General features: G+C 36.2%; 12 protein-coding genes. 5 read left to right on the forward strand and 7 right to left on the reverse strand.

Translation table 11 applies throughout. The annotated features are described in order from the left end of the window. Positions 1 to 2: 2 nt before the first annotated feature. Together ccoS and LBU54_RS06180 are read right to left on the reverse strand one after the other, a co-directional pair. Entirely contained in the window at positions 3 to 188 is a 186-nt protein-coding gene (gene ccoS, locus LBU54_RS06175; RefSeq protein ID WP_224527300.1) for a cbb3-type cytochrome oxidase assembly protein CcoS, read from the reverse strand. A gap of 74 nt (positions 189 to 262) precedes the next feature. Continuing rightward, a complete protein-coding gene (locus LBU54_RS06180; RefSeq protein WP_224527303.1) occupies positions 263 to 2,638 on the reverse strand; it encodes a heavy metal translocating P-type ATPase in 2,376 nt (791 codons plus the stop codon). A 108-nt stretch (positions 2,639 to 2,746) separates the two neighbouring features. On the opposite strand from LBU54_RS06180, the gene LBU54_RS06185 reads away from it, so the two are divergent. Together LBU54_RS06185 and LBU54_RS06190 are read left to right on the forward strand one after the other, a co-directional pair. After that, positions 2,747 to 3,424 carry a Crp/Fnr family transcriptional regulator gene (locus LBU54_RS06185; protein WP_224527306.1) on the forward strand — a complete coding sequence of 226 codons (678 nt, stop codon included), beginning with the start codon at positions 2,747 to 2,749 and terminating at the stop codon, positions 3,422 to 3,424. 22 nt (positions 3,425 to 3,446) lie between these two features. Beyond that, positions 3,447 to 4,604, forward strand: coding sequence for an alpha-hydroxy acid oxidase (locus tag LBU54_RS06190; protein WP_224527309.1), 1,158 nt, complete (start codon positions 3,447 to 3,449; stop codon positions 4,602 to 4,604). A gap of 85 nt (positions 4,605 to 4,689) precedes the next feature. On the opposite strand, the gene LBU54_RS06195 is transcribed toward LBU54_RS06190, so the two are convergent. Continuing rightward, a complete protein-coding gene (locus tag LBU54_RS06195; protein ID WP_224527312.1) occupies positions 4,690 to 7,905 on the reverse strand; it encodes a WD40/YVTN/BNR-like repeat-containing protein in 3,216 nt (1,071 codons plus the stop codon). Positions 7,906 to 7,991: 86 nt separating this feature from the next. After that, on the reverse strand, positions 7,992 to 8,579 hold the full coding sequence (locus LBU54_RS06200) for a hypothetical protein (RefSeq protein ID WP_224527314.1): 588 nt from the start codon (positions 8,577 to 8,579) through the stop codon (positions 7,992 to 7,994). A gap of 90 nt (positions 8,580 to 8,669) precedes the next feature. On the opposite strand from LBU54_RS06200, the gene LBU54_RS06205 reads away from it, so the two are divergent. From LBU54_RS06205 to LBU54_RS06215, 3 genes are all read left to right on the forward strand, one after another. Further along, a complete protein-coding gene (locus tag LBU54_RS06205) occupies positions 8,670 to 9,818 on the forward strand; it encodes a vWA domain-containing protein (protein WP_224527317.1) in 1,149 nt (382 codons plus the stop codon). A 1-nt stretch (position 9,819) separates the two neighbouring features. Then, positions 9,820 to 11,283, forward strand: a complete 1,464-nt coding sequence (locus LBU54_RS06210) for a MoxR family ATPase (protein ID WP_224527319.1) — start codon at positions 9,820 to 9,822, stop codon at positions 11,281 to 11,283. Positions 11,284 to 11,530: 247 nt separating this feature from the next. Further along, on the forward strand, positions 11,531 to 13,675 hold the full coding sequence (locus tag LBU54_RS06215; RefSeq protein ID WP_224527322.1) for a S46 family peptidase: 2,145 nt from the start codon (positions 11,531 to 11,533) through the stop codon (positions 13,673 to 13,675). A 16-nt stretch (positions 13,676 to 13,691) separates the two neighbouring features. Here the strand turns inward: LBU54_RS06215 and LBU54_RS06220 are convergent, their stop codons facing one another. From LBU54_RS06220 to LBU54_RS06230, 3 genes are read right to left on the reverse strand one after another with little or no spacing between them, the layout of a single operon-like run. Continuing rightward, positions 13,692 to 14,258, reverse strand: coding sequence for a YdeI/OmpD-associated family protein (locus tag LBU54_RS06220; RefSeq protein WP_224527324.1), 567 nt, complete (start codon positions 14,256 to 14,258; stop codon positions 13,692 to 13,694). A gap of 3 nt (positions 14,259 to 14,261) precedes the next feature. Then, positions 14,262 to 15,890, reverse strand: a complete 1,629-nt coding sequence (locus tag LBU54_RS06225) for a M1 family metallopeptidase (RefSeq protein ID WP_224527327.1) — start codon at positions 15,888 to 15,890, stop codon at positions 14,262 to 14,264. Continuing rightward, a complete protein-coding gene (locus tag LBU54_RS06230; protein WP_224527329.1) occupies positions 15,891 to 17,237 on the reverse strand; it encodes a M28 family peptidase in 1,347 nt (448 codons plus the stop codon). Positions 17,238 to 17,367: the final 130 nt, after the last annotated feature.

A 17,367-nucleotide genomic window follows, 5' to 3' on the forward strand; every position in this document is an offset into this window, starting at 1 on the left:
AATTAGTCAGTTTTTGAATTTATTGATTCGTTTGATGTTTCTTTTACGAGTTCGTCTTCAAACAGCATACGTACGGAAGGGGTATAACTATCGTCATACTGGCCTGATTTAACAGCCAATAAAAACACGACAAAGAAGGCAATGCCAACAATGACGCTAACAGTTAAAACAATATATATAACACTCATACCTACTTGAAGTTATGGTTCAAAAATAATTTTGAACGAGTTTTTAAAACATGACATTTATCATGTCTATTAAATTATTTTAATTTTCTGCCTATCAAATTTGTACATATGGTTGTAAATACCACAATACTGATAGAACTCAAAGGCATTAATATTGCAGCCACAACAGGAGCTAGTTGTCCGGTTACTGCAAAGTATAAGCCAATGACATTATATATAAACGAGAGTACAAAACTCCACTTGATAATTTTAATACCTGATTTTGAAGCGCTAATAAATTTATAGAGCGAATTTAACTTTGTTGCATCCAAAATGGCATCACAAGCAGGAGAAAATACATTTACATCTTCAGAAATGGCGATACCAACACTACTTTGTGCTAATGCACCCGCATCATTAAGTCCGTCGCCAATCATCAGTACTTTGGCACCTTCATTTTGGTGGTATTTTATAAACTCGAGCTTATCATCCGGTTTTTGATTGAAGATTAGCTTTGTTTTAGCGGGTAAAAGCTTTTCAAGATTTTTGCGCTCACCTTCATTATCTCCGGATAAAATGGCCAAATCGTAATTATTTTTTAGCTGGTTAAATAGTTTTGAAATACCTTTCCGGTAGCTGTTATAAAATGTAAATTTCCCTTTATACTTATTATTACTGCTTATGTGCACGGTTGTATTGAGTGTGGCATTATGATCCTCATTACCTACAAAACTTGCAGACCCAACCTTTAAACTGATATTATCATAGGTGGCTTCAATTCCTTTGCCAATGTGCTCTTTATAATTATCAAGTGTCACAATGTTATTTTCTTCTAAGATTTGGTATAAGGTTCTGCTCAAAGGATGATTGGAACCGCGTAATGAATTTTTAAGAACAAGACTTTCTGAGTCCGTTAAACTTAGACCATCATAAACTGCATTGCTAGTTTTATTGGAGGTTATTGTACCGGTTTTGTCGAAAATAATGGTGTTGATATGTGCTAACTGTTCAATAACACTAGCATTTTTAATATAGAATTTAAGTTTTCCAAAAATGCGTAATAAGTTGCCAAAAGTAAAAGGTGCAGATAATGCTATGGCACAAGGACAAGCAATAATTAAAACTGCGGTAAACACATTCATAGCTTTGCTAGCATCAGTGAATAGCCAGTAAGTGGTTGCAATAACCGCAATGGTTAAAATAGTGATAGTGAAGTGCTTGCTTATTTTGTTTGTAATGTTTGAGAATTGATCTTCCTTGTTTTTACTGAATACATCATTACTCCACAATTGTGTGAGATAACTTTGTTCAACGGATTTTAGAGCTTCCAGTTCAATTACGCCAGAGGTCTGTTTGCCACCAGCAAATAGTTTGTCGCCAGATTTCTTTCTAACCGATTGCGATTCACCAGTAACAAAGCTGTAGTCAATTTTTGCATTTCCATTTATAAGAATACCATCAACAGGAATCAGCTCTTCATTTCTTATTAAAAGACGGTCCCCCTTTTTTATGTCATAGACTTGAACCGCCTCCTCACTTCCATTTCTATTGATTTTAGTTATAGCAATAGGGAAGTAGGATTTATAGTCACGTTCAAAAGATAGAAAATCATATGTTTTTTGCTGAAAAAACTTACCCACCAATAAAAAGAATACCAAACCAGAAAGACTATCGAAAAAACCAGAACCTAAATCAAAAACAATTTCTATGGTACTACGCAAGAAGAGTACGGTAATACCTAATGCAATAGGCACATCTATATTCAGAAGTTTTGCTCTAAGGCCTTTAAAAGCCGAAATAAAATAATCTTGCGCAGAATAAAACACAACAGGAACTGAAAGTGCAAACATGAGCCATCTAAACATGTGTTTGTATTGTTCTAACCAGAACTCATTGATTTCAAAGTACTCTGGAAAAGATAAAAACATAATATTACCAAAAGCAAAACCGGCAACACCAAGTTTATAAATAAGCGTTCTGTTAATCTGTTTTTTTCCAGCACTAAAGTCGTCTAAACTTATGTAAGGCTCGTAACCTATGGTACTTAAGAGTAAGACAACTTCTTTAAGATTCGTAGCTTCTGGATTATAAGTAACCCTAACTGTTTTTTTACCGAAGTTTACCTGAGAATCAGAGATGTCTTTGTTAAGTTTATTCAAGTTTTCGAGTATCCAGATACAAGAACTGCAATGAATATGAGGTATATAAAGTGTCACAATTTCTAATTGCTCACTTCTAAATTCGGTTAGTTTTTCAATGATGTTGTCTCGGGAAAGGAAATCGTATTTTCCTTCTATTTCTTTTGGCACTGCGCCTGGTGATTGCTGTAGATCGTAGTAACAGGTTAAATCGTTCTCATTAAAGATCTCATAAACCGTTTTGCAACCGTTACAGCAGAATATTTTATCATCAAAAGCTATGGGATGTTGACCACAGTCATCACCGCAATGAAAACAAGATTTGTTTTCCATCTTTATTTGCTCATTTTACCTGTAACAAAGGTGACATTATCATCAAACTAAAAATATGATATTTGTCATGTTTGTGTTATATTTGATACTATCACTAAATCAATAGGTATGAGTAAATGTGAATCTTGTATTGTTAAAGAATTTAATTCATTAAAAGCTTTGACAAGAGAAGAACTAATGCGAGTTTCTAACTGTAAAACGGGTAAAATCTTCAAAAAAGGTCAGGTAGTTTTTGAAGAAGGCGAAACTTTAAATGGCGTGTACTGTGTTAAAGATGGCGTCTGCAAACTGACCAAACTTAGCGAAAACGGAAAAGACCAAGTCGTAAAATTGGTTGTTAAAGGCGGTCTATTAGGAAAGCGCTCTTTGGTTACGGAGCAAAAAACAAATTTAAGTGCTATTGCGTTAAGCGATATGGAGATGTGTTTTATTCCGAAAAGCGAAATCATGGAAGATCTTCAAAAAAATCCAAAATTTACAATGGATGTTTTAAAGAAAATGGCACACGACCTTAAGGAATCAGACGAGTCTTTGGTCAATATGGCTCAAAAATCGGTTAAGCGCAGAATGGCGGAAATTCTTATGTATATCCATGATAATTTTGGGACTGATGACGAAGATTACCTCAGTATAGTAATCTCAAGGGAAGATTATGCGAGTATTGTAGGTACAGCTACAGAATCTGCCATTCGTATCTTGTCTCAATTTAAAAAGGAAGGAATTATCTCAACACGTGGTAAGCAAATTAGGATTGAAGATTATTCGGCCTTAAAATGGATGGAATAGAAGCTGACTTTAATTTGCTTTAATGTCTTATCAGAACTATCAAACCAAATATTCTAATCAATTCCCTGCCATAAAGGATCTATCAATTAAGGCAAAAAAACGTATTCCACATGTGGCTTGGGAGTATTTAGAGTCTGGTACAGGTGATGAAGCGTTATTAGAGCACAACAGAACTGCATTTCACAGAATTCAGTTTACACCACGATTTTGTAAGGGTCATCTAGAAGCAGACATAAGTACTAAACTTTTTGGCAGAGCGTATTCCTGTCCAATTGGTATGGCTCCTGTTGGTTTAACAGGTTTGATCTGGCCAGAAGCTGAACTCATTCTTGCTAAAGCCGCAAATCGACTTCAAGTGCCCTTCAGCTTAAGTACTGTAGCAACAGAAACACCTGAACGTGTAGGTAAAATCGTTGGGGAACAAGGTTGGTTTCAGTTGTATCCACCTAAGGATTTGGATTTAACGTATGCTTTGCTGGATAGAGCAAAACAATCAGGGTTTCATACTCTTGTTATTACTGCTGATGTACCTATGGCAAGTCGAAGAGAACGAACTAGACGTGCTGGTATGCAAATGCCACCTAAAATTACAGCTCGGCTACTATGGGATGGTATAAAACATCCTATATGGTCCTACTACACGCTTCGTAGAGGAATGCCGAGGCTTCGTATTGTTGAAGACTATGCTGAACAAACCGATTTTAAATTTGTCAGTGGTTTTGTTGGCAATAGATTAGGTGGAACGCTTGATTGGGATTACTGCAAAACTTTGAAGGATTATTGGGGTGGACCTGTGATAATAAAAGGAATTATGCATCCGAATGATGCTAAAAAAGCTATTGAAGTCGGCCTTGACGCTATTTGGATCTCTAATCATGGTGGTCGCCAATTTAACGGAGCACCAGCTTCAATTGAAGCATTGCCAGATATTGCAAATATTGTGAATAAACGTGTCCCAATAATCTTTGATAGTGGCGTAAGGACAGGATTGGACGTAATGCGTGCCTTATATCTAGGTGCAGATTTTGTTATGCTGGGTAGACCGTTTTTATACGGTGTTGCAGCCTTAGGGAATTATGGACCAGACCATGTGATCCATATTTTTACCGATGATCTAAAAAATAATATGATTCAACTAGGCGTAAGCAGTGTAAAGGAACTCAAGGCGTTAGATAAATAATATATTTTAAGTTTTGCAATATAAAAACTGTCCAAATTATTGTTTCAATTTATTTGGACAGCTTTTTTAAACTCTTAGAGATTGTCTAATCGATACCAAATAGTTTGGTTTCCTTAAACGGATCCATTTTTACCGATTTCATTTCTTCCTGATAGATTTTCCATTCATTATTAAAGAAATTATTTGTTTGGCCGAATAATTTATCAAGAGCCTCTTTGGCATGTTTAATTAATGTTGTTTCCGTTGAGGTAAGACCAGTCTGACTATTATAAACATAACTCGCTGCCGTACCTAATCTCTGGAGCGGAGTAACTTCAGGGTTTCTGGTAATACCTTGACGCTTATCAACCTTACCTAAATATTTGTCAATTAAACTATCAATTACTTTAACCACGTTCTCAGATTTTTCGATATGATCTTTGAAACCATCTTTATCGATCTTGCTCAGATCATTTTTGAACTTCTCCGCGATGTTTTTACTTTCAGTTAGTTGTTTTACGGCATCTGCTGCTGTTTGTTGCAATTGCTCAAGTTCTTTCGCAGCAGTATAGACGTCATCTATATTTTTCTTTGAAATATCCAATCTTGGGTCTGATTCAACCGTCACTGAAGTTTCTGAAGTCATATCTCCATAATAAAGAACCGCTTTATATGTTCCCGGTTTTGCAAATACTCCTCCAGGTTCAATGTTGTTATTTCTTTTTCGTCTCGATGGTCTATCAACCCCAGCCTCATCCACGTACCAAGTCCATTTATGCATACCATTTTTTTCTGGTGCTTTACGTTTTAAGGTTCTGATTAAACGGTCACCATCATACAGTTTTAAGGTTAATGAGTCCCATTTGACAACACTTTTACTGTCATGCTGAACTTGTTTCAGGATTTCATCATCTTTTTTCTTTTTTTCAGCCTTATCACTTTTAAGTTGTTCTTTTTTATTGAACAGATAAGTAAATCTTGCGCCACCACCACGATTTTCACCATGATACATGGCATCTGCGCCAAAGCGACTTCCTGTTGGTTGTTGGTAAGCTGCTTGATATGCTGTTGGTGGATCAAATAATTTAATATTCGATTGTATCACCGAGCTATTCTTTGCAATATCGCGTAACGGTCTAATATCGTCAAGTACCCAAGCAGCACGTCCAAAAGTACCAATTACCAAATCGTGTTCTCGTGGATGAATAACGAGATCCTTAACAGAAGTTGTTGGGAAACCTTCTGTCCATTTTGTCCAACGCTCACCAGCATTAATAGAAATGTAAAGGCCATCATCAGTTCCTAAGAACAAGAGGTTTGGTTCTTCTAAATCTTCTACAATAGCTAATGTGTAGCTCTGTACATCATCTCCATCTACGATGCGTTCCCACGTTTTACCGTAATTTTTTGTTCTGTAAGCATAAGGTGTGTAATTGAAACGTCTATAATCATTAGCAACTAATAGGGCTTCACCTTTATTTTTGTTCGATGCTTTTATTTGTGCAATCCAGCTACCCGCTGGTAGCCCTTTTATGTTTTTTGACACATCTGTCCAACTTTTGCCTCCATCAGTTGTGTAGTGAACTCGTCCATCATCACTACCTACCCAAAGCAGATCTTTTTCTAATGATGAAGGTTCAATTACCAAAATAGAACAGTGGTTTTCTGCTCCTGTAGCATCCATGGTTAATCCACCACTTTCTGATTGTTTTTGTTTTTCAGGATCGTTAGTGGTAAGATCTGGTGAAATAATAGTCCAAGTTTCACCTTTGTCGGTTGACTTATGCACAAATTGACTACCGAAATATATTGTACTATTATCAAATGGATCAATATTAATTGCAGAATTCCAATTGAAGCGTAATTGAACATCTGGATCTGGATGTGTTGGTCTTACCGAATAATTATTACCTGTTTGCCAGTCGTAACGACTAACAAAGCCTTGCTGACTCATAGACCAACCATATCTAGAATCATCGCGGTCTGGCACTACATCAAAGCCGTCACCAAAACTAATTTCTTGCCAATAACTATTTCTGATACCCTGAGCACGCCATACATAGGCAGGTCCTCTCCACGAGCCATTATCTTGCATACCACCATAGACATTGTAAGGATATTCATTATCTACTGCAATATGATAAAATTGGGCTACAGGCAGGTTGCCAATAAAACGCCATGTCTTTCCACCATCGTGTGTGATATTCATGCCTCCATCGTTACCATCTATCATAAAACTACCATCTTCGGGGTGTATCCACCAAGCATGATGATCTGGATGTACACCATTACTCACTCCGTAGGCTGGCATAAGCTGATTAAAGTTTTTACCACCATCTTCAGAGACATTTACGTAAGTAAAAACGGAATACACTCTGTTTTCATTTTGAGGATCAACATAGATTTCAGAATAGTAAAAGGGTCTATTTCCAATATCATTCTTGTCATTGACTTTTTGCCATTTAAAGCCACCATCAGTGCTTTTGTAGAGCGCATTTTTTTTAGATTCAATTAAGGCATACACAATATTCGGTTTCCCAGGTGCAATGGCGATACCAATTCTGCCGAGTTCTCCTTTTGGTAAGCCATCTTCATCCGTTATTTTTTTCCATGTTTTACCACCATCATGGGTCATATGTAACCCAGATCCTTTACCACCTGATTTAAAAAACCAAGGGTCGCGTTTGTGTTCCCACATGGCTACAAATAGTTTATTTGGATTTGTAGGATCCATAACCATATCAGCAACACCGGTTTTATTATTGGCGAACAGGATTTTATTCCACGTTTTTCCACCGTCGGTAGTTTTAAAAACACCGCGTTCTGGATGTTCGCCCCAAGGTGAACCAATCGCACCAACATAAACAATATCGGGATTTGTTGGATCTACAATAATTCTATGAATATGACGTGTTTTTTCAAGACCCATAGCCTTCCAAGTTTTACCACCATCGAGCGATTTATAAACACCAAAACCACCGTTGAGTGAGTTACGTGGATTGCCTTCTCCTGTACCGACCCAAATAACACTTGGATTGGATTGCTGAATTTCTACAGCACCAATCGAGGCTGTTAGTTCCTTGTCAAAAATAGGTTCCCATTTTATACCACCAGAGGTAGACTTCCAAAGTCCACCTGAAGCAGTACCTACGTACATAATATCAGGATTATTTATGACGACGTCAATGGAAGTCACTCTGCCAGACATTCCGCCAGGACCAATATTACGTGGGGTTATATTTTTTAAAAGGTCCATTGATAATTCTTGGGCAGAAAGCGCAGCTATGCAAATAAGCATAAACAAGGAAAAAAATTGTCTCATTAGTATTAGGTTAGTTAAATGAAGCCTAAAAATAATGAAAAGATTTTTTGAAAATCTAAAAGAGATGTTAAGGTATTTCTGAGCTTTTATGGATCTATCGCAATAGGACTATTAGTGCTATTACTCTTATCATTGTCATTTGTTAAAAGCCATTTTGATCCATAGACATCTTTGTAAATTATTTTATATACAATTTTCTTTTTCGATAGCGCGAACCTTGTTAACTGAATATGTTCAGGATTGTTTATTTCAAGCAAATTGATTTGATCATTCGCTGGTAAAACAAATCCTTTTATAAGTGTGCTGTAAACATAGGGAATGGTATCAAGGCCTTTCGTATTATTAAATATATACTGAAATAAATCTTTTGTGTTATCATATTTGTGAACTGAATCGAGAACAATTTCAACCTCATCAATAAATGCAGGGCCAACACCCTTGTTGCCAATAATATATTTGAAGGAACCATTAGAGTTGCTAAACCATTGGTTAAGATGTGGTAAGACCGATGCACTTTGCTGCTTCTGAATAAGTTTATTCTCTTCCCTAGCTAAATAGCTCTGGTACAAAAGTGCTGTTAGCGAAATGACACTAATAAACAGAGCTGAAGAACTCATAATTTTATTAGTAGTCCATTTTATTCCTTTTTTTGGTTGTTCCGGTTCTTCAGACATTTTGATTTGTTTTCAGGTAAAGTTAATAAAATGTTAGAATCAAAATATTACCAATGAGAGGTTATTAAAAAGCAGTATTTTTATACTACTATGAACGAGAATTTAAAAAAGTCCGGTTTTGTATTTAAACAATATGAAGCACCTTTCCAATCACCTTTTGATAAACTCTTCGAAATTTTTAAAGAACTTATTACATACACCTCAGGAGATTTTGATGAGGCTATTGACTGGTTAAGACAGTTAGACCAGGAATATAGTCTTACGACCCCAGAATATACCATTGAGGATTTTATTGAAGATCTAAAAAATAAGGGTTACATAAGAGAAGAAATAGATATTGATGGCTCTGGTGATGGTGAAGGAGAAGGGAAAGGCCGCCTAAAAATAACTGAAAAAACAGAACGCGCCATCCGAAAGCAAGCCCTTGAACATATTTTTGGAAAAATTAAACGAAGTGGCGCGGGAAACCATAGAAGTAAGGGTGTTGGAATTGGTGATGAGCATACAGGCGAATTCCGATCTTACCATTTTGGAGATGCTTTAGAAAAAGTCTCTATGACTGAGAGCTTGAGAAATGCTCAGATAAATCATGGTATAGGAGATTTTAATCTCACCGAAGACGATTTGGTTGTAGAAGAGACTTTGCATAAAAGTCAAATGAGTACCGTTCTAATGATAGATATTAGCCATAGTATGATTTTATATGGTGAAGATCGTATTACGCCAGCGAAAAAAGTTGCTATGGCATTGTCCGAATTGATAATGACGCGCTATCCAAAGGATACACTAGATATTTTGGTATTTGGTAATGATGCCTGGCCCATTAAAATTAAGGACTTACCTTATTTAAAGGTTGGACCATACCATACAAATACAGTAGCTGGTTTGCAGTTAGCAATGGATATGTTAAGGCGTAAACGTAATACAAATAAGCAGATTTTTATGATTACAGATGGTAAACCAAGTTGTTTGCGTTTACCAGATGGCCAGTATTACAAAAACAGTAATGGATTGGATCCGTTTATTACCAACAAGTGTTATGCTACTGCACAACAAGCGAGGCGTTTACATATTCCTATCACAACATTCATGATTGCTGAAGATCCTTACTTAATGCGCTTTGTGCGAGAGTTTACGCAAGCGAATAGAGGAAAGGCGTTTTATACTGGATTGAAAGGCTTGGGCGAAATGATTTTTGAAGATTACGAGAATAATAGAAAAAGAAGAATAAAAGGATAAAATGAACAAAGACAAGATTACAACTTTAGGAGAGTTAAAACAATCAGGTTATCAGAGTAAATCAATAAAAGATGAATTGCGTGATAATTTAATTAAGAATATAAGGGAAAAGAAAGTCACTTTTGAAGGTATTCATGGTTATGAGAATACCGTAATACCAGAATTGGAACGTGCCATCTTATCCAAACATAATATTAATTTGTTAGGTCTAAGGGGGCAGGCTAAAACTCGATTGGCTAGAATGATGGTCAATCTTTTAGATGAGTACATTCCTTATGTGGAAGGTTCAGAAATACATGACGATCCATTACGTCCTATTTCACGCTATGCTTTAGAGTTAATAAATGAGAAAGGTGACCAAACACCAATTGCATGGATTCATCGCAGTGAACGTTTCGCTGAAAAATTGGCAACTCCCGATGTGACTGTAGCTGATATTATTGGAGACGTAGATCCCATTAAAGCGGCCAATTTAAAACTGAGTTATGCGGATGATCGCGTAATACATTACGGCATGATACCACGTGCCAACCGTTGTATTTTTGTTATTAATGAGTTGCCAGATTTACAAGCAAGAATCCAAGTTGCATTATTTAATATTTTACAGGAAGGAGATATTCAAATCCGTGGATTTAAATTGAGACTACCTTTGGACATGCAGTTTGTATTTACAGCAAATCCAGAAGACTATACCAATAGAGGTAGTATTGTAACACCTCTAAAAGATAGAATAGGTTCACAGATTCTCACCCATTATCCAAACAACACCGAAATCGCTAAAGTGATTACGAATCAGGAATCAAGATTAGATGAGCGCCAAAAAGCTACTATCTACGTTCCTGAATTAGCAAAAGACTTAATCGAGCAGATAAGTTTTGAGGCTCGCGAAAGTGAATTTATTGACGTGAAAAGTGGTGTGAGTGCGCGAATGAGTATTACAGCCTTTGAGAATTTATTGAGTACAGCAGAGCGAAGAGCATTAATTGCTGGTGATGAATCCACCACAGTAAGATTAGCTGATTTTATAGGCGTTATTCCAGCAATTACTGGAAAGGTAGAGTTGGTTTACGAAGGTGAGCAAGAAGGAGCAGATTTTGTAGCACAAAATTTACTTGATAATGCTATAAAAACTTTATTTCCTAAGTATTTCCCAAAAATTGAAAAGCTCCAGAAACAGGATGAAGAGACGCCTTATGATGATTTAGTGTCTTGGTTTTTCAATAGTAACGGATTTGAGTTGTTAGATGACTATAACGACGAAACTTATAAAGCAAAGCTAGATGAGGTGACACCTTTAGATAAGTTGATTGAAGAATTTCAGCCAGATATTGATCCGAAGGATGTTTATTTTGAAAAAGAGTTTATTCTTTGGGGCTTGGTGCAATTTAAAAAGCTAAGTAAGTATCGTTATTCTGAAGGACTTCAGTTTCAAGATCCTTATGGAAGCTATATCAGTGGACTGTAGAATAAAGGGAAGCGATATTGCTTCCCTTTTTTCATATCCAACCCTATTTGAATTTAGAATTCTTTATCGATAAATGAACAAAGCGACTTGAAGAGTTGAGTTATCATATTTGTGCTAAAATACTCCAATCAAAAATATTCCATAAATGCGCTAAATACATAACTTTAAATTTCACCAAAACTCAAGTAATTTTTATCTTTAGAGACTTGAATAACAACCAATAAACTTTATAAACAATCAACATAAAATGAAAAGAATAAATTATCTTCTAATCACACTTTTAATTGCACTACCATCACTCATTTTTGCTAATGAAGGTATGTGGTTTTTAATGCATATCAAGCGTCTTAATCAACGTGACATGCAGAAAATGGGACTTCAGTTAACACCTGAAGAAATTTACAGTATTAATAACCAAAGCTTAAAAGATGCTATCGTTCAATTTGGTGGCGGTTGTACCGCAAGTATTATATCAGACAATGGCTTGGTGCTTACCAATCATCATTGTGGTTATAATGTTATTGCCGAATTGTCAACTGCAGAGCAAAACCATTTAAAAAATGGTTTTTGGGCAGGTTCCATGGATCAGGAACTAAAGCCTCAAAACCTATCGGTACGGTTTTTTGTTAGAATGGATGACGTTAGTGAACGCATTCTATCACAAGTTAATGCGTCTATGACAGAAAAAGAACGTGAAGCTGCTATAAATAAGGAAATAGCGAAAATTCAAGAAGAGAATAACGATGGTGGAAAATATACCGTTTCGGTAAGATCGTTTTACCAAGGTAACGAATATTATTACTTCGTTTATGAGGATTACACGGATGTAAGATTAGTTGGTACACCACCAGAAAGCATTGGCAAATATGGAGGTGATACTGATAACTGGGAATGGCCACGTCATACAGGAGACTTCTCATTATTTAGAGTTTATGCTGATGCTAATGGGCAACCTGCTAGTTATTCTCCAGACAATGTGCCTTTAAAAGCAAAGTATCATTTACCAGTAAATATCAATGGTGTAAAAGAGAACGATTTTGCCATGATTCTAGGTTATCCAGGTCGAACAAATCGATGGATGCCAGCCGAGGGAATTGAACAAAACGTGAAGTATGCTTATCCGGCATGGGTAGAAGGTTCTAAACGAAGCATGGATGTCATGAAAAAGTATATGGACAAAGATGAGTCTGTTAACTTGATGTATGCTTCACAATACGCTGGAATTGCCAATTATTGGAAGAATCGTCAAGGTATGATTGATGCTTTGACCAAGCACGGAACGGCAGCAACTAAACGTAAAATTGAGGCAAAATTTGATAAATGGGCCAATAAACCTCAAAATAAAGATAAGTTTGGTGATGTTATAAAAACAATAAACAACTATTACAGCTTAACTAACGAGAAGGCACAGCACGATAATTATTTAATATCATTGTTGCGCTCAAGCAAATTTGCCATTCTTCCATACCGAATAGGAAGTGGTCTCGAAAACTATGCAACTTCTAATGAGGCAAAACGCAAGGAGTTAAGACCTCGCTTATTGGCACTCATCAACAGTTTATATACAGACTATCATTTACCTTTGGAGAAAGAAGTAATGGCAGCACAATTAGAATTATACACCTCAAAATCTAATTATCCGTTGCCTGAATTAATTAGTCAAGAAGAGATGAAGCTAGATTTTAATACTTACGTTGATGCTATTTTTAATCTTAGTATGTTTTCGTCTAAAGAACGTGTAGAAGCGTTTTTAGAGTATCCTGATTCCGATTTACTGGCAAATGATCCACTATACAAATTATCCTCGGCATTATTGGATAAATACAGGGAAGATCCTGAAGAGCTTCAGCAGCCTTTAAATGATTTTCAAAGATCATTTAGATTATTGGTCGAAGGTTTACGTACCTCTGGTATAAGTAGAATAAGGTATCCGGATGCAAATTCTACGTTACGCTTGTCTTACGGTAAAGTGAGAGCATTACCAAAAGACCCAAGAAATGACGCAGATAAGAATAATTATACCACTTTTAAAGGTGTTATCAATAAGTACAAGCCAAATGACGACGAGTTTGATTTACCAAAAGACATGCTTGAGATTTATGAAAAGAAAGATTATGGTCGTTATGCTAATGAAAAAGGACAACTCTCAGTAAACTTCTTAACGGATAATGATATTACAGGTGGCAATTCAGGTTCACCAGTTCTCAACGGGAAAGGCGAATTGATTGGACTTGCATTTGATGGTAATATCGAAGCAATGGCTGGTGATGTTATATTTGACGATAATCTGCAGCGAACAATAAATGTAGATATTAGATATGTACTTTGGTTAATTGATAATTATTCTAACGCTAAGCATATTGTTGACGAATTGACAATTGTAGAAAACTAGGCTATTCTAAAAAAGATTATTGACGACTTTTAATATTCGAATCGCAGAGTCTTATGATTTCTGCGATTCTTTTTTCTTTAGTGGCCTCACGTTTTGCACTATTTAGCCAAGACAAGTAGCTTTTTTGATAGCCGCGACTAAAGTTCTTGTAATTTTCATATGCTCTAGGATTAGCGTCAAAGGCTTTTTGCAATTGCGGTGGGATAATGCCATTTTCAACATCGTCCATTGCTGTCCAAGTACCCATTTTTTTGGCAAGGTTTATCATATTATAACCTGGTTCTTGTATTAAACCAGTCTCTTCCAGTTCTAAAATATATTTTTTATTGAGTGCACTCCAGGAACTCTTTGGATTTCTGGGTGAGAAATATTGCTTACGTCTACCATTGCCTAAACTTTTTACTGTAGAATCTATCCAACCGAAACAAAGTGCAACTTTTACTGCTTCTTCCCAGCGCATAGTTGGCATACCGCTTTCCAGTTTATAAAAGATCAGGTAAACGGCACTGTGCCGATTATGGTTTTGAAGTAGCCAGTCATACCAATCGGTATCACGCTCAAAATAAAGTTCTAAAAATCCCACAAGTTAAATCTGCTTAGTATAGATGTAATAATCTCTATCTACTTTAAAATCCGTTGCGTTAATTGTTTTTGTTTTCCATTCTGAGTTGGGAAAAATCCATTCCGTTTTACCATTGATTTCCACTTCAATAGGCATATCAAAATCTTGAACAATATCGGTATATCGAAATTTTAATTCACCGTTTTCAATCTTATATTCTAGTGTTGGAACACGTATATCCCTTAGGTATTGGTCAAAAAAAGCCGTCAAGTCTTTGTTGGTTTTATGACTTATATATTCTTCAATTTGTTTTGTTGTTACCGTCTGATGATAAAAATCAGTATTTAAACCTCTTAGTATTTGTCTCCACAATTCATCATCTTCAATTAACTGACGTAATGTATGTAGCATATTAGCTCCTTTGTAGTACATGTCACTAGAGCCTTCGTGATTCACATCGTAATGTCCAATAATTGGCCGATCGTTTCTAATATTAGTCCGACAACCAATTACATAATCTGCCGAGGCTTCTTTACCATAATAGTAATCTAAGAATAGATTTTCAGAATAATTGGTAAAACTCTCATGAATCCACATGTCTGCAATATCTTTATTTGTGATATTGTTGGCAAACCATTCATGACCGGCTTCGTGAATAATGATAAAATCAAACTTTAAACCCCAACCAGTACCTGATAAATCCCTACCTAAATAGCCATTTTGATAACCATTCCCATAGGTTACTGAGCTCTGGTGTTCCATCCCTAAATAAGGTGCCTCAACCAATTTAAAACTGTCTTCATAAAAGGGATAGGGTCCAAACCAATGCTCAAAAGCTTTCATCATTTTTGGCGCATCTTTGAATTGCTTTTTGGCTTTTTCAAGATTATAGGATAGCACCCAATAATCCATATCCAATATTCCTTTTTCCCCTTCGTATTTCTCTGAAAAATTGGTATAATCTCCAATATTAATATTTACACCATAATTGTTAATAGGGTTGTTCACAAACCAATGTGTGGTAAGTGTATCACCATTATCTTTAACTTCTCTAAGTCTACCATTAGAAACATTCATTAATTCCTTAGGATGAGTAATACTTATAAGCATACTATCAACTTCATCATACATATGGTCTTTGTTTGGCCACCACACGCTAGCGCCTAAGCCTTGACAAGAAGTCGCTATAAAATGCTTACCATTTTTATCTTTTTTCCACGATACACCACCATCCCATGGCGCACGTTTGGCCTCTCTTGGATAGCCTTCATAATGAATTTCAATAGAATTGATAGCGCCAATCTCTTGATTGGGTAACATTATAAAAAAGACATTGCCTTCTCGTTTTAACGCGAGCGGTTTGCCTTTTTGAAGGACGTTTGTGATTTTCATTGGCTCCTGTAAGTCAATTTGCATCACATTGTTCGATTTTAAAACTTTGTAATGAACCGTGTTCTTGCCAGAAATAAACTTTTCGTCCGGTTTTACCTCAATGTCTAAATGATAGTAGGTAAGGTCCCACCATTCTCTTTCTGGTGTAATACTTCCTCTTAACGTGTCTTGTCTCGTAAACTGGGTTTTGACTTGCAAGAGTTGAGCAAAACAGATTGTTGTAAAAAGGGTGATTGATAAAGTTAATATTGATTTCTTCATTTATCGTTTAATTGAATTTGGAAATACTACAACACTTTCGTGTCCATTATCTCCAACAGCACAAACGCCAAAAAGAAAGTTATCTATAACAATACCATCTAGAGTAAATTCCGTGACATCACCGACATATCTGCTATAATCCCAAGTAGGTGAGGTAGTATCTCTCCAATAGATTTTGTAACCCTTAGCACCTTCAACCTTATTCCATTCTAATTTTGCTGAGGCTTCAACAATTCCTCCAATTGCAACTTCACTTGGAGAAGGTGGAGCAGAGGCTAAGCTTGCCATTGTAATGGCATTTACTGCCGTTAATTTTTTGCAGTAAGGAAAATTGACATGTTCAAAGGTGTCACCATAGTTTATGCCATCCTCAACCCTAATATCTTGATGTTGTTGTGTATAATTTTCATGGGCCTCCATAATTCTTAATCCTGCAAATCCCAGATCATTAAATGGTCGGTGATGACCACCACGACCAAATCGGTCTAAACGGTAAACCATCATTGGGTTCATTTCTGGCATGTAAGTCTTAGTTGTTTTATAAACATAACGGGCAAGTTGACGTGAAATTCCGTCTACCTCACCACCATAGAATCGTCTTGCTCTTGCTTGCCGTGCCAGCAGTTGCGGATCTGTGACATCTGTCGTAATTGGCTCAGAAAAAATTCTAAATGTACGATTGTCAATAACACCGTCAACCCCTTCAATATTGCCAATCATATCATTGTTTAAAACACCAATGATATCCCAATTATTTTCCTTAGCATAGCGCGCAAGACCCTGTCCGCCAAATAATCCTTGCTCCTCACCAGAAAGGCCAACATATACAATACTGTTTTCAAACTTATACTTAGATAGAACACGAGCGGCTTCCATGGCACCTGCCATTCCTGTGGCGTTATCATTGGCTCCAGGTGAGTCAGAAGTATAATCCGTAGGATCAGAAACTCTGGAGTCAATATCTCCACTCATTATAATATAACGATTGGGATATTTTGTGCCACGTTGTATAGCAACTACATTTACTACCATTACATCTTTGACAATTCTTTGGTTTGTGCCTTTCTCGACCAAATCTTTTTGATAAAAAACTTCTAAACAATTGTTGCAGTCTTCTGAGATCTTGTCAAACTCAGATTTTATCCATCGCCTTGCCGCACCAATTCCACGGGTATCTGAGAGTGTGTCACTAAGTGTGTGCCTTGTTCCAAAATCGGCTAATTTTTTAACATCATTGCGTAGACGATCTTCGGAAACAGCATCAATGATATCATAAATTTTTGGATCAGTTTGGGCATATGCCAAAGCAAAAAATGCTAATAATAAAGTTGTAATATTGTATCTCATAATAATATAGTCATTATGGTAGTAAAATTAAGGTTTTACAATTTTTATTCTTCTAAAGAACTGTTAATACCTATGAAAACACCCCTTGGTATTTCTTTCTAAAATAAATACCGCCATTAAAGTAGACGCA

Origin of the sequence: Winogradskyella alexanderae, assembly GCF_020166335.1 — a bacterium.
Taxonomy (GTDB): domain Bacteria; phylum Bacteroidota; class Bacteroidia; order Flavobacteriales; family Flavobacteriaceae; genus Winogradskyella; species Winogradskyella alexanderae.